Source organism: Achromobacter sp. 01N37, assembly GCF_056399725.1.
The window spans coordinates 496,013-508,416 of record NZ_JBFTRX010000001.1; the positions used below are offsets into that span (position 1 = coordinate 496,013).

Consider the following 12,404-nt stretch of genomic DNA (forward strand, 5'->3'; position numbering starts at 1 on the left):
AACTTTTGTGAAGAATAAGCGCCAGATGCAGGGCTCCACCGCGATGAGGCATCAAGGTGGTTCACCGGGGTGCGGCACCTGACGCACCGTACGCAGGATCGCGCGGTGGCGCCCCATAGGAGAATCGCATGCTGCTGCGTAGACATTGCCTGGCCTTGATGATGCTGGCGCTGACTGGCTGGGCGACGGGCAGCCAAGCGCAAACGCCGTCTCAGGCCTGGCCTGTCAAGCCGGTGCGCCTGGTCGTGGGGCTGGCCCCTGGCGGGCTGGTTGATGTGCTGGCGCGCACGGTACAGCCGCATTTGGCCGAGGGATTGAAACAGACCGTCATCGTGGAGAATCGGGGCGGCGCGGGCGGCAACCTGGCGGGCGCCGAGGTCGTGCGCAACGGGGGAGACAACCACACCTTCTTGCTCAATCCATCGACGACCGAATCGGTCAACCCGCTGATGTTCGCCAGCATGCCGTTCGATCCGCAGCGGGACTTGCGGCCGGTCGCCTTGTTGGCCAACAGCCAGTTGTTCCTGTTCGTCCGGTCCTCGCTGGGTGTCGATACGCTCGAAGCATTCGTCGAATACGCCCGCAAACAGCCCAATCCGCTTAACTACGGGTCGGCGGGCAATGGCACGACGCCGCATCTGGCTGGCGAGCTGCTCAAGCAGGCTACCGGCATGCAGGCCACCCATGCGCCATATCGCGGCGTGGCGCCGGCGATACAAGACCTGGCCGCGGGCCAGATCGACTTTGCGTTTGGACCGGCCACGGTTTTTCCCATGGTGCAGGCGGGCAAACTGAAGGTGCTGGCGGTGGCGAGCCGGCAACGGGCAGCTGTCGCGCCCGACATACGAACCTTTTCTGAGGCCGGCATTGACGGCGTTTTCGCGGACAGCCTGTTCGGCGTTTATGCCGCCGCCGGCACCCGCGATGATGTGGTCGATCGCATGAACGGCGAAATCAATAAGGTGCTGGCGCGGCCGGAGATCAAGGCGCGGTTCCTGGACGCCGGCGCCGAGGCGCTACCGCTAAGCGTGGCCGACTACGCCGCGCGTGTGCAGGACGAGAAGAAATTGTTCGCCCCATTGATGAAGTCGTTGGGGTTGAAGGAACAGTAGAGAAATCAGGTGTCAGACTGACTCCATCGCGAAAAAAGGCGCCTCGGCGCCTTTTTTCATGGGCGTGAGGGGGGAAGGCTGCGTTGGGTGAAACCGTAGATGGCTTCTTATCGCTTTAAGCCTTTCGCACCCCTTACCGCTTCAGCTCAGCATCAGCCCAACAGTTCCTTGCGAACGATTTCCGCGCCTTCGCTCAAAGCGAGCAGCTTGCCCTTCGCAATAGCCCGCGACAACGGTGCCATGCCGCAGTTCGTGCACGGATACAGCTTGTCGGCATCCACAAACTTCAGCGCCTTTCTCAGCGTATTGGCCACTTCTTCCGGCGTTTCAACCTTGTCGCTCGCCACGTCGATGGCGCCGACCATCACCTTCTTGCCGCGAACCAGTTCGAGCAGATCGATCGGCACGTGCGAGTTGTGGCATTCCAGCGAGATGATGTCGATACTGGATTGTTGCAGCTTGGGGAACGATTCCTCGTACTGACGCCACTCGGAGCCCAGCGTCTTCTTCCAGTCGGTGTTGGCCTTGATGCCGTAGCCGTAGCAGATGTGCACGGCGGTTTCGCACTTCAGGCCTTCGATGGCGCGTTCCAGGGTGGCAATGCCCCAGTCGTTCACTTCGCCGAAGAACACGTTGAATGCCGGCTCATCGAATTGGATGATGTCCACGCCTGCGGCTTCCAATTCGCGGGCTTCCTGGTTCAGGATCTTGGCGAATTCCCATGCCAGCTTTTCGCGGCTCTTGTAGTGGGCGTCGTACAGCGTGTCGATCATCGTCATGGGGCCTGGCAGCGCCCACTTGATGGGTTGCTTGGTTTGCTGACGCAGGAACTTGGCGTCTTCAACGAACACCGGCTTTTGACGGCTGACGGCGCCCACGACGGTCGGCACGCTCGCGTCATAGCGATCACGAATCCGGACGGTCTCGCGCTTTTCGAAATCGACGCCGTCGAGATGTTCGATGAACGTCGTGACAAAGTGCTGACGGGTTTGCTCGCCGTCGCTGACGATATCAATGCCCGCGTGCTGTTGTTCTTGCAGCGCCAGGCGCAAGGCGTCTTGTTTGCCCTCGATCAGCTCGTCGTCTTGCAGTTTCCAAGGCGACCAGAGTTTTTCAGGCTGAGCAAGCCACGAAGGCTTGGGCAGGCTGCCGGCGGTGGAGGTGGGCAGTAGTTTTTTCATGATCAGCGGGTCTCGTGTGTTTTTTGAGTGATTAGTGCGCGTAGTTGGCGGCCCAGCTTTCCAGCACTTGCTTGTAGGGCTTGATGAAGTGCTCCTCCGTGAACTTTCCCTGCTTCACGGCAAGCTGGCTGCGCTCTTCGCGGTCATAGACAATCTGCGTCAGCGAGTAATCCTGATTCTTCAGGCTCGGTTGATAGAAGTTCCCCGCGGCGGAATTGGCGTTGTAGATCTCGGGACGGTAGATCTTCTGGAACGTTTCCATCGTGCTGATGATGCTGATCAGCTCAAGGTTCGTGTAGTGGCCAAGCAGGTCGCCCTGAAAGTAAAAGGCCAACGGTGCGGCGCTGCCCGGAGGCATGAAGTAACGGACCTGCAAGCCCATTTTTTCGAAGTACTGGTCCGTCGGCGAGAATTCGTTTTGCTGATATTCAACGCCCAGGATGGGGTGCTGGTTTTCAGTGCGCAGGTACGTCTTGCTGCTCGAGGCGCTGATGCAGATGACCGGCGGCTTGCTGAACCGTTCTTGGTAAGCGCTGGAACTGACAAAGTGCTTGAACAGCTTGCCGTGCAGCTCGCCGAAACCGTCAGGCGAGCTGAAGGTGGATTTGTTCTTGTTGTGCTCTTGCAAAAGCACGCTGAAGTCGTAGTCGCGCACGTACGAAGAGAAGTTATTCCCGACGATCCCTTCGATGCGTTCGTTGTTCTGGCGGTCAACGATATTGGTCTTCAGGATTTCAATCAGCGGAAACACATCACTGCCGCCGTTGGCGGCGATGTTCATTTCAACGGAGATGATTTCGAGTTCGACCGTGTAGCGATCCCCCTTGGGGTTGTCCCAATGCGCCAGATTATTGAAGCGCCTGTCGATCATCTTCAGCGTGTTGCGCAGATTCTCCTGGCGACTCGCGCCCCGTGCCAGATTGGCGAAGTTGGTCGTGATGCGCGTGCTGTCGGAGGGCTGATAGTTTTCATCAAAAGGAATGCTCTTGATGTTGAATGTGAACGCGTTGCTCATGGTGTTGGGGTGTGCTGATTTTGGCGAAAGAAATACGGAGTCCGGCTGCCGCTTGGCGGCGGACGCTATCGCCGCTGCGGGCGGCGGCTGAATTGGCTTTGCGTCAGGCTGCGACCGCTTCTTCTGCGGCGGCGGTGCGTGGGTGGCGCATCAATTCGATTAAGGGCAATGCGCGCTGCACCGCCAGTCTGGCCCGTTCGATCAGGGCCATATCCTGCACGCGGTAGTCGGCAAAATCCTTGTCGGTGGCGTAGACGCCCAGCGGCAAGGTGCGTGCCTGGAAGAAGCTGAATAGCGGCCGCAATTGGTGGTCGATCATCAAAGCATGGCGTTCGCTGCCGCCGGTGGCCGCCAACAAGACGGGCTTGTCGATCAGGGCGTCCTGATGAATGAAGTCGAAGAAGTGCTTGAACAGCCCCGTGTACGAGCCGCGGTAGACCGGGGTGGTCACCACCAGGATGTCCGCTTGTTCGACCGCGCCAAGCTCGCGCTCCACCGTGTCGGGCAATTGCGAGCGCCAGACGGCGCCGGCAAGTTGCGGGGCGAGCTGACCCAGTTCAACCAGGTGCTGTTCGCACGGGACTTCATCGGCGATCAGATCCAGCAGGTGCTCTGCCAGGGCCGCTGACTTGGAGGGGCGTTGCAGTCCGCCGGAAACTGCGACTAGACGGAGTGGACGTGTCATCTTTGCTTCACATGAATGGATCTACCCGGCGCCGCATCTGTTTTTGTGCAGTTGCAGCATCAAGCTGGAACCGCATGCTAGAGGAGGGTACCGATGAAGTAAAATGGTTTTAATTCAACAATCCATGAGCAGGAATCATCTGAATGCTTGAACGCATCCACCTCAGCATCGTCCAGCAGGTCGAAAAGCAAGGGTCGTTGACCGCCGCTGCGGGCGTGTTGAACCTGACCCAGTCGGCCCTGAGCCACAGCATGAAGAAGCTGGAGCAGCAGTTGGGCACCGACGTCTGGCTGCGCGAAGGTCGAAGCCTGCGCTTGACGCAGGCCGGCCAATACCTGCTGGCGGTGGCGAACCGCGTGTTGCCGCAACTGGACCTGGCCGAAGAGCGGCTTGGCCAGTTCGCGCAGGGCGAACGCGGCGCGTTGCGCATCGGCATGGAATGCCATCCTTGCTATCAGTGGTTGCTAAAGGTGGTTTCACCGTATTTGGCGGCGTGGCCCGACGTGGATGTGGACGTCAAGCAGAAGTTCCAGTTCGGCGGGATCGGCGCGCTTTTTGGCTACGAGATCGACCTGCTGGTTACGCCCGACCCGCTGTTCAAGCCGGGCCTGAAATTCGAGCCCGTGTTCGACTACGAGCAGGTGCTGGTCGTGCCCAAGGGCCACCCCCTGGCAACGGCTGCGTACGTGAAGCCGCGGCAGCTGACCCAGGAAGTGCTGATCAGCTACCCCGTGGACATCGAGCGCCTGGACATCTACAACCAGTTCCTGCTGCCGGCCGGTGTCACGCCCAAGCGCCATAAAGCCATCGAAACCACCGACATCATGGTGCAGATGGTGGCCAGCGGACGCGGTGTGGCCGCTCTGCCGCGCTGGCTGGTCGAGGAATACGCGGCCCGGATGGATGTGGTGCCGGTGCGGCTGGGCGTGCGCGGCATCGCCAAGCAGATTTTTCTGGGGGCGCGTGAGGCGGACAGCGCCATTGACTACGTGCGGGCCTTCATCGAACTGGCCCGTCATCCGGGCACTGTCGCCCCGGCCGCCATGGCCGCCATGGCACAAGACGCCCATGAATGAACTTCACCGTGGTGCGCAAACCGCTTGCCAAGCGGTTTGGCGCGCCCTGTAGCGATGTCCTTGATTTCCTCACATACGACCCTGCCAGCCCGCAACATCACCGACGCCTATTCGTTGGAAGTCAGCGCAAGAGACATTGCAGCGCTGACCGCCGCGGGTTCGCGGATATTGCCGGGTTCGACGATTTCCATTCCCTATTTGCCCGGCCAGGACGACGACGCGCGACTGGCTGCGGCGCGGGCGGTACGCGGACTGGGCTTTGAGCCCATGCCGCACCTTTCGGCACGCCGCATCGTCTCGCTGGCCGGGCTGGACTCCTTCGTCACGCGCGCGGTTGCCGAAGCCGGCGTTGAACGCTGCTTTGTGATCGCGGGCGATCCGTCGAGCCCGATGGGGCCGTTTGCTGACAGTGCTTCGCTGATCGAAACCGGCGTTTTCGAGCGCGCCGGCATCCGGGTGCTTGGCGTGGGCGGGCATCCAGAGGGCCACCCGGTCATGAGCGCGGCCGATCGGTGGAATGTGCTTGAACGAAAGTGTCGCAGTATCAGCGAGCGCGGCATGGCGCCCTTGATCATTACGCAGTTCGGTTTTGATGCGGACGCCGTGTTGATGTGGTTGACGGCGCTGCGTGAGCGGGGCATTGAACATCCCGTGTGCGTGGGCGTGCCCGGCCCCGCCGGTATCGCGGTGCTTGCGCGCTATGCCGCCTTGTGCGGCGTCAGCGCATGCGCGTCGATGTGGTCCAAGTACGGAATCTCGCTTGGGAAGCTGTTTGGCACGGCGGGGCCGGATGTGTTTGTGGACCGCCTGGCCGCCGGACTGACCGCAGCGCATGGAAAGGTGAGCCTGCATTTCTTTCCATTTGGAGGCGTTGCACAGTCTGTCAGATGGATAGAGCAGTACCGCTCCCGCGCCCAGCCACTGCGTCACGCAAGCGCTTAGAACATATGCCGCATCCCCGTCATCACACCGATGCGCGTGGTGCTGCCAACGCCGGTTGCTGCCTGGCCGCTCCAGTACTCGGTTTCCCGGCCGACCGCGCCGCCCCGTGCGCGGGTGGCGTCAAGCTCCAGAAAAACGCTGGTGCGCGGGGATAGGGCGTAGTCCGCCACGGCCGCAACGATGTCGCCATTGCCGCTGCCAAGCAGCACCGGCACGGGCTGGTACTGCGTCGTGACCTTGCCGCGCTGCTGGTAGCGATAGTAGGCGCCGGAAAGGTGCAGCGCGGGCGTGACCTGATAGCCCAGGCCGATAAAGCTGATGGCGTAGCGCGGGTGTTGCGCGGTTTCGCGACGGCCCATGTGGCCCAGGTAGGCCGTGGCGTTGCCGACCGCGTACGATCCGCCAATGGAATAGTTATGCAGCGTGTTGTCGCCGTTGCGCGCGCGATGCTGGTCATAGGCCACGCCGACTGACAGCGGGCCTTGCTGGTACATCAGGCCGCCGCCAAACGTCGAGCCGCGCGCGATGCTGCCAGCCTGTTGCCCAAAGCCGTAGTCCACCTGCAAGGTGAGCGGCCCCGTGCTGCGGCTATAGACCACGCTGTTGTTGATGCGGTAATCCTGAAAGAAGACGTCGCCGCCGGTGTAGAGCGGGTCGGACCAGAAGTTGCCCCAGCTTTGGTCCAGCGGGTTGTATGCCCAGCCGATGTTGTTCAAGGCGTTGTATTGCCGGCCGAGGGTCAGGCTGCCCCAGGCGCCGGACACCCCCACATAGGCCTGGCGGCCGAACAGGGCGTCGTAGGCGGTCTTGCCATCGTTGGTGCCGAAGCCATTTTCCAGCACGAAAATGCTCTGGTTGCCGTTGCCAAGGTCTTCGGAACCCTTCAAGCCCCAGCGGCTGCCGCCGATGCCGCTGGAGACGAGCTGGCTCAAGCTGCCATGTTCACCGTCGATGTTGGAGGTGTAGCGCACGGCGGTGCTGATGACGCCGTACAGGGTGATGTTGGTCTGCGCATGCGTGGCGAAAGGCAGCACGACGCCCGCCAGCAGCCAAAGGCCGGCTATCTGTTTCATTGGTGGTTTCCTCCCCCCCGTGATGCCCGGCATTCGGTGGCGCCGGCGCGATGTTGTGGTTTACAGGTCGAGCACGAGCTTTTCGCCCTTGGCGCGCGACACGCAGATCAGCAGCGTCTTTTGCGCCGCGCGGTCTTGGTCAGTCAGGTACTGATCGAAGTGGACGGCTTCGCCTTCCAGGATGCGGGTTTCGCAGGTGCCGCACACGCCTTCTCGGCACAGACATTCGATCGGGGCCGTGCCGTCACGCTCAATCGCGTCGAGGATGGATTCGCCGCTGGCCACTTCCACGGTGGCGCCGGACTTAGCCAGCACCAGCGTGAACGCGGCGCCAGACGGCTTGGCGGCGGCGAACTTCTCTACGTGTACGCGCCACGGCGCAACGCCGGCGTCTTGCGCCGCGCGGCGCACGGCATCGATCAGCGTGCCGGGGCCGCACACATAGACGTGCGCGTCGGGTTTCATGTCACGCAGCAGGCTGGCCACGTCCATGGTTTGGCCATTGCCGCTGTCATAGAACCTGACGCAGTCCTGGCAAGACTGGGCCAGCTCATCCTGGAAGGCGCCATGCCCATCCGCGCGGAAGGCGTAGTGCAGTTCGTGTGAGTCGCCACGTTTGTGCAATTCATGCAATTGCGACATGAACGGCGTGATGCCGATGCCGCCCGCGATCAGCACGTGGTGGCCGGCCGAGCCGTCCAACGCGAAAAGATTGTTCGGCGTGGTGATGGTCAGCAGGTCGCCTTCGCCGACCTTGTCGTGCAGGTAGGCCGAACCGCCCTTGGATGGCGCCTGCAGCCGAACGGCTATCTGGTAGCTATCAAGCGCGTGCGGCGAGCTCATCAGCGAGTAAGCGTTGTTGTAGTGGCTTTCACCGTTACGCATTTGCACGATGATGTGGCTGCCGCCCGTGAAGGGCGGCAGGGCGCTGCCGTCGCGGGATTCCAGCGTGAAGCGTTTGATCAGCGGGGTCACCTGTTCGATGCGTGCGACGCGCACGAGCAGGGTCTGGTGGGCTGCCATGATCATGCGGGGGCGCGTTGCGACGCCAGCGCAGGGGTAAGGGATGACGTCGCACCTTCGCACTGCGCACCCTTGTACTCCGTCGCCAACCTCCGATGAAAATGCACGATGCCGTGTTCGCTGATCCCACTGCGCTGCCGGTCGACCATGATGCGGCCCTGGCCACGATAGCCCCGCGACTTCAAGCCCTTCTGCACGCTCTCCACCAGGCGCAAGTCTTCAGGGCGGAAAACATCGCGGTACCACTCGACCAGTTTCTGCTGTTCGTCGGTCAAGTCCTTGTTAAGAAAGTAAATTTCGTAGTGCTGCAACGTGACGCCCGCGCTTGCGGGGAATTCATAGATGACGGTCATGAAGTCGGCGCCGGGCGGCACGTTGAACATCGTGCAGGGCCACGTCCAGAAGCCGGCGAAGCTGGGGTCCTTCACCGAGGGGTCAACTTTGAAGGACTTTTCCGATGACTTGGCCAGGCCAAACTGCAACGACCAGTTGCCGTGCATGGTGTGGTTGTATTTGTCGACTTGGACAGAGTCCGCGAAGCTGGGGTGTACGGGGCCGCAGTGGTAGCACTCCAGGTAGTTGTCAACGATGGACTTCCAATTGGCGGGCGTGTCCGTGACGAAGCGGGCGGCCAGGTGCAGGTCGTCCACCACCGGGCAGGCGGCGCGCAGGCGGGCTTCGAAACCGGGGAGCTGGTCCTCTACCGAGCCGGCGTCCGGGTTCATGTTGATGAAGATGAAGCCCGCGGCTTCTTCGACCTTGATGGGGACCAGGCTGGCATTGTCACGGTCGAAGTTGGGTACGTTGTCGCAGTTGCGGGCAAGGGCCAGTTCGCCGTCCAGCTTGAAGGTCCAGGCGTGGTACGGACAGGTGATGACGTTCTTGGCGCGGCCGCTGCCTTGCATCAATTGGTGGCCCCGATGCGGACAGACGTTGTAGAAGGCGCGCAGGATGCCTTCACGGTCGCGCAGCACGATGATGCTCTCGCCGATGATGTCGCGCGTGACGTAGTCGTTAGGCGCAGCCAGTTCGCTGCGATGGGCGACGCAGATCCACATGTTGGCGAACACCTGCTCTTTCTCGTAATCGAAGACCGCGTCCTGGGTGTAGTACGAGGCGGGCAGGGTCCAGGCGTTTTCTTCGTCGGCGCAGAAATTGGCGGGCAACTGGGGGATGGGGGTCATGATGGTCTCCATGGAAGTGCTGGCGTGGGGGCCAGCGATAGATTGGGAAGCGGGCGGCGCTTACCGCGTGCCCGTTCGTGCAGGGCTATCCGTTTGCGACAGCGCGTGGCTTCTGGACCGCCTGACGCAGGTCCGTCACGACGGCTTCTTCTGATCCCGGCTGTGCGGCCGATTCGATCAAGTGCGCCGGAACATCCCCGTAGTCCTGCATCAGCCAACGGAACAGGCCGAACAGCTTGATGGCGAGGATGAACAGGAAGGGGATGGCGGTGAGCACCACCGCGGTCTTCATGGTTTCCAGCGACGCTTTGGTGAACAGCATCGCCAGCGGCACGAGCGTCAGCGCTATGCACCAGAAGACGCGGCTGGTGGGCGTGGGGTCTGCGCCTTCGGACAGGTTGCGCGTGGTGGTGGCGGCCACGGCATAGGCGACGGCATCAACGTGCGCCGCCAGGAAGACGATCATGATCGCCAGGTACAGGGCCAGGAAAAGTTTGCCGGCGGGCAGCGCGCTTAGCAGCATTTCGACGGCCGTCTCGCCGCCGTGCTCCTTCAAGATGTGCGGGACATCGATCGCGCCTGACATGAACTGGTGCATCGAGTAGCTTTCCAGCGCGCCGAAGAAGAACCAGCAGCCGGCGCTGCCGCCCAGCAAGAGGGCGCCGATGACGTCCTTGATTTTGCGACCCTTGGAGACGCGCGCCACGAACATCGCCACGCCCGGCGAGTACGACACCCACCACAGCCAATAGAACACCGTCCAGCCGCGGTTGAAGGCGCCGTCGCCGGCGGGGTCGGTGAAGAGGCTCATGCGGATGTAGTTCTGCAGCATCAGGCCCAGGCCGTTGACGATGTTGTTGCCGGAGAACTGGGTGGGGCCGACGACGAAGACGACGGCGGCCAGCAGCAGCGCGCCCCAGCAGACCATATGGCTCAGGCGTTTCATGCCGCTGGCGATGCCGATGTAGGCGCTTGCCGAGAACAGCGCGGACACGCCGACGATCACGATCAACTGCATGGTGAAGGTGTCGGGGGTGCCGGCCAGGCTTGCAAGGCCGCGCGTGAAGGTGGTTGCGGTCAGGGCGATGGAAACCGTCAGCGCGCCGAACATCGTCAGCAGGAAAATCAGGTCTGCTAAGCGTCCGACCGGACCCGTGGCGCGAAACCCTGTAATGGCCTGGATGATGGACGCGAGGTTCAAGCCCGCCTTCTTGCGCACATGGAAGTGGTAGGCCATCGCGAGCGAGGGCAGGGCGTATACCGCCCAGGCGCTCAGGCCCCAGTGAAAGAAGGAATAGCTGATGCTGTATTCCAGCGCGTCGCGCGTGCCGGCGGCGACATTCAGGCCGGGCGACTGGTAGTAATAGGCCCATTCCATCACGCCCCAATACAAGGTTGACGACCCCATGCCGGCGCAGATGAACATGAAGATCCATGACAGCGTCGAGTACTCGGGCTTGCCATCGCCCAAGCGCACGTTGCCATACTTGCTGAACGCCAGCGCGATGCAGGCGATGACACAGCCAAAGACAAATATTTGAATGACCGACCCGAACGAGCGCGTCGACCAATCGAACAAGACGTTAGCGGTTGCAGCGGCTTCGGCGGGCCAGCGAACCATGGCGATGACGGTCACCAGCACGGCGGTAAGCGTGCATAGGGTCAGGAACCCGTCGCGGCGTGGCGCGGATGTTTTCACGTTGTCTCCTCTCATGCGTCGTTGCGCACAGATTTTTTTGTGTTTGTTGTGTTTGTTGTGTTTGTTGTGTTTGTTAGGTTTGTTTTTCTTGTTGTCAGTAAACCACTGGTTTACATTAACCAGTAATTAACTCAATGTAGGCAAGACTTCTTCCATGCACAAGCATCTATCGGAAAACCGCGCGTTTGTAACGACCGGTGTTTTTCATCGTCGTGCTTGCGCGGCGTTTTTCAAGCGGTGGCGGGGAATTGCCGCGGCTGAAGGGGCGTGAACATGACCGAAGACAGCTTTGCGTTTCGCTTGAAAGAGCTGCTTGAACACAAGCAACTGACACTCCAAGCCGTCGCCACGGCGCTCAACGTGTCGCGCCCCGCCGTTCATAAATGGACCAAGGGCGGCGAGATCGATTACGAAAAGCTGCGCAAGCTGGCGGCGTTTCTGGGCGTGAACTGGATCTGGCTGCGCTACGGCGAGCAGGCGCGGGAGGAGGCAGGCGCATCAAGCGCGGTGGCGATGCCCATGACCGATACGCGCCGCCGCTACATGGCCGAGATCATGGAAAGCGAAGCGCGCATGAAGCTGGCGCAAGAGGGCGCGCGCATCGTCACGTGGGAATGGAACCTGATCACGGACGACGTCAGCTACTCGTCCAACGTTGAAGCCGTGTACGGCTGGCGGATTGTCAGCAACGAGAGCTTCTGGAAGCACGTGCACGCCGATGACGTGCCGATGATGAACGCTGCGTACGAGGAATCGCTACGCACGGGCAATGCGCACGAATTCGACTTTCGCCTGATCCAGCCGGACGGCAGCCTGCGCTGGATCTCGTCGCGCGCGACGCCCGTGCGCGACTTTGATGGGCGCATCGTCAAGATCGTGGGCATCAGCATGGACAACACCGCGCGCAAGCTGACGGAACAGTCGCTACGGGACCAGCAAGCGCGATTCGAAGCGGTGTTTGAGTTGACGGTGCAGGGGATGGCGCTGCTGGATGCCGACCTGCGCTGCGAGTCCGCCAACACGGCGCTGGCGCAGATGCTGGGCTACGGCAAGGCAGAGCTGATGGGCGACGGGCTGATGAGCGTGTTTGCCGATGGCGGGGCGCGTTTGAAGAAGATGCGGCACGGCAAGCCGACCGCTGCCTTTGGCGCAAAAATGCGCGCGAAGGATGGCGGCGCGCAGAGCGTGCGGGTGCGCGCTGTGCTGACGCGTGATAACGACGGGGCGGCCGCGTACTTTGCGTTGGCGGTCGAAGAAGGATGAGCGCGGAGCAGGCCAGCTAGCGGTGAAGGCTAGCTAGCGGCGAAGGCTAGCTCGCGGTGAAGACCAGCTAGCGGTGACGGCCAGATTAAGGCCCCAGACACGCCCGCCCTTTATCCCTCACCCCTTTATCCCTCGCCCTCTATCCTTCGCC

Annotated in this window: 11 protein-coding genes; 4 read left to right on the forward strand and 7 right to left on the reverse strand. The window is 61.7% G+C overall.

Annotated features, from left to right (window positions below; genetic code table 11):
• The first annotated feature begins 128 nt into the window (after window positions 1-128).
• Window positions 129-1,112 (forward strand): Bug family tripartite tricarboxylate transporter substrate binding protein, encoded by a 984-nt coding sequence (locus AC1DSJ_RS02130; RefSeq protein ID WP_441370903.1) that lies wholly within the window; start codon window positions 129-131, stop codon window positions 1,110-1,112.
• A gap of 152 nt (window positions 1,113-1,264) precedes the next feature.
• Here AC1DSJ_RS02130 and AC1DSJ_RS02135 read toward each other — a convergent pair whose 3' ends face one another.
• From AC1DSJ_RS02135 to msuE, 3 genes are all read right to left on the reverse strand, one after another.
• Window positions 1,265-2,293 carry a methionine synthase gene (locus AC1DSJ_RS02135; RefSeq protein WP_441370904.1) on the reverse strand — a complete coding sequence of 343 codons (1,029 nt, stop codon included), beginning with the start codon at window positions 2,291-2,293 and terminating at the stop codon, window positions 1,265-1,267.
• Window positions 2,294-2,324: 31 nt separating this feature from the next.
• Window positions 2,325-3,308: a DUF1852 domain-containing protein gene (locus tag AC1DSJ_RS02140; RefSeq protein WP_441370905.1), complete on the reverse strand. Its 984-nt coding sequence runs from the start codon at window positions 3,306-3,308 to the stop codon at window positions 2,325-2,327.
• Between the two features lie 103 nt (window positions 3,309-3,411).
• Window positions 3,412-3,993 carry an FMN reductase gene (msuE, locus tag AC1DSJ_RS02145; RefSeq protein ID WP_342065758.1) on the reverse strand — a complete coding sequence of 194 codons (582 nt, stop codon included), beginning with the start codon at window positions 3,991-3,993 and terminating at the stop codon, window positions 3,412-3,414.
• A gap of 143 nt (window positions 3,994-4,136) precedes the next feature.
• Between msuE and AC1DSJ_RS02150 the strand changes: the two genes are divergently transcribed.
• Both AC1DSJ_RS02150 and AC1DSJ_RS02155 read left to right on the forward strand, forming a co-directional pair.
• Complete coding sequence (locus AC1DSJ_RS02150; RefSeq protein WP_342065757.1) at window positions 4,137-5,069, forward strand: LysR family transcriptional regulator; 933 nt, start codon at window positions 4,137-4,139, stop codon at window positions 5,067-5,069.
• 54 nt (window positions 5,070-5,123) lie between these two features.
• A complete protein-coding gene (locus tag AC1DSJ_RS02155; protein ID WP_441370906.1) occupies window positions 5,124-6,011 on the forward strand; it encodes a methylenetetrahydrofolate reductase in 888 nt (295 codons plus the stop codon).
• On the opposite strand, the gene AC1DSJ_RS02160 is transcribed toward AC1DSJ_RS02155, so the two are convergent.
• The 4 genes from AC1DSJ_RS02160 to AC1DSJ_RS02175 all read right to left on the reverse strand — a co-directional run bounded on the left by AC1DSJ_RS02160 (window position 6,008) and on the right by AC1DSJ_RS02175 (window position 10,990).
• Window positions 6,008-7,084, reverse strand: a complete 1,077-nt coding sequence (locus AC1DSJ_RS02160) for a porin (protein WP_441370907.1) — start codon at window positions 7,082-7,084, stop codon at window positions 6,008-6,010. The genes AC1DSJ_RS02155 and AC1DSJ_RS02160 overlap by 4 nt on opposite strands.
• A 60-nt stretch (window positions 7,085-7,144) precedes the next feature.
• Window positions 7,145-8,113, reverse strand: coding sequence for a PDR/VanB family oxidoreductase (locus tag AC1DSJ_RS02165; protein WP_346550271.1), 969 nt, complete (start codon window positions 8,111-8,113; stop codon window positions 7,145-7,147).
• A complete protein-coding gene (locus AC1DSJ_RS02170) occupies window positions 8,110-9,291 on the reverse strand; it encodes an aromatic ring-hydroxylating oxygenase subunit alpha (protein ID WP_441370908.1) in 1,182 nt (393 codons plus the stop codon). Before AC1DSJ_RS02170 ends, AC1DSJ_RS02165 begins: the two co-directional genes overlap by 4 nt.
• A gap of 85 nt (window positions 9,292-9,376) precedes the next feature.
• Complete coding sequence (locus AC1DSJ_RS02175; RefSeq protein ID WP_342065752.1) at window positions 9,377-10,990, reverse strand: BCCT family transporter; 1,614 nt, start codon at window positions 10,988-10,990, stop codon at window positions 9,377-9,379.
• 273 nt (window positions 10,991-11,263) lie between these two features.
• On the opposite strand from AC1DSJ_RS02175, the gene AC1DSJ_RS02180 reads away from it, so the two are divergent.
• Window positions 11,264-12,253 carry a PAS domain-containing protein gene (locus tag AC1DSJ_RS02180; RefSeq protein ID WP_054425652.1) on the forward strand — a complete coding sequence of 330 codons (990 nt, stop codon included), beginning with the start codon at window positions 11,264-11,266 and terminating at the stop codon, window positions 12,251-12,253.
• Window positions 12,254-12,404: the final 151 nt, after the last annotated feature.

Bases quoted from the DNA above. Each gene is read 5' to 3' on its own strand.
- AC1DSJ_RS02130 (WP_441370903.1), top strand. From the start codon at position 129: ATGCTGCTGCGTAGACATTGCCTGGCCTTGATGATGCTGGCGCTGACT.
- AC1DSJ_RS02135 (WP_441370904.1), bottom strand. From the start codon at position 2,293: ATGAAAAAACTACTGCCCACCTCCACCGCCGGCAGCCTGCCCAAGCCT.
- AC1DSJ_RS02140 (WP_441370905.1), bottom strand. From the start codon at position 3,308: ATGAGCAACGCGTTCACATTCAACATCAAGAGCATTCCTTTTGATGAA.
- msuE (WP_342065758.1), bottom strand. From the start codon at position 3,993: ATGACACGTCCACTCCGTCTAGTCGCAGTTTCCGGCGGACTGCAACGC.
- AC1DSJ_RS02150 (WP_342065757.1), top strand. From the start codon at position 4,137: ATGCTTGAACGCATCCACCTCAGCATCGTCCAGCAGGTCGAAAAGCAA.
- AC1DSJ_RS02155 (WP_441370906.1), top strand. From the start codon at position 5,124: ATGTCCTTGATTTCCTCACATACGACCCTGCCAGCCCGCAACATCACC.
- AC1DSJ_RS02160 (WP_441370907.1), bottom strand. From the start codon at position 7,084: ATGAAACAGATAGCCGGCCTTTGGCTGCTGGCGGGCGTCGTGCTGCCT.
- AC1DSJ_RS02165 (WP_346550271.1), bottom strand. From the start codon at position 8,113: ATGATCATGGCAGCCCACCAGACCCTGCTCGTGCGCGTCGCACGCATC.
- AC1DSJ_RS02170 (WP_441370908.1), bottom strand. From the start codon at position 9,291: ATGACCCCCATCCCCCAGTTGCCCGCCAATTTCTGCGCCGACGAAGAA.
- AC1DSJ_RS02180 (WP_054425652.1), top strand. From the start codon at position 11,264: ATGACCGAAGACAGCTTTGCGTTTCGCTTGAAAGAGCTGCTTGAACAC.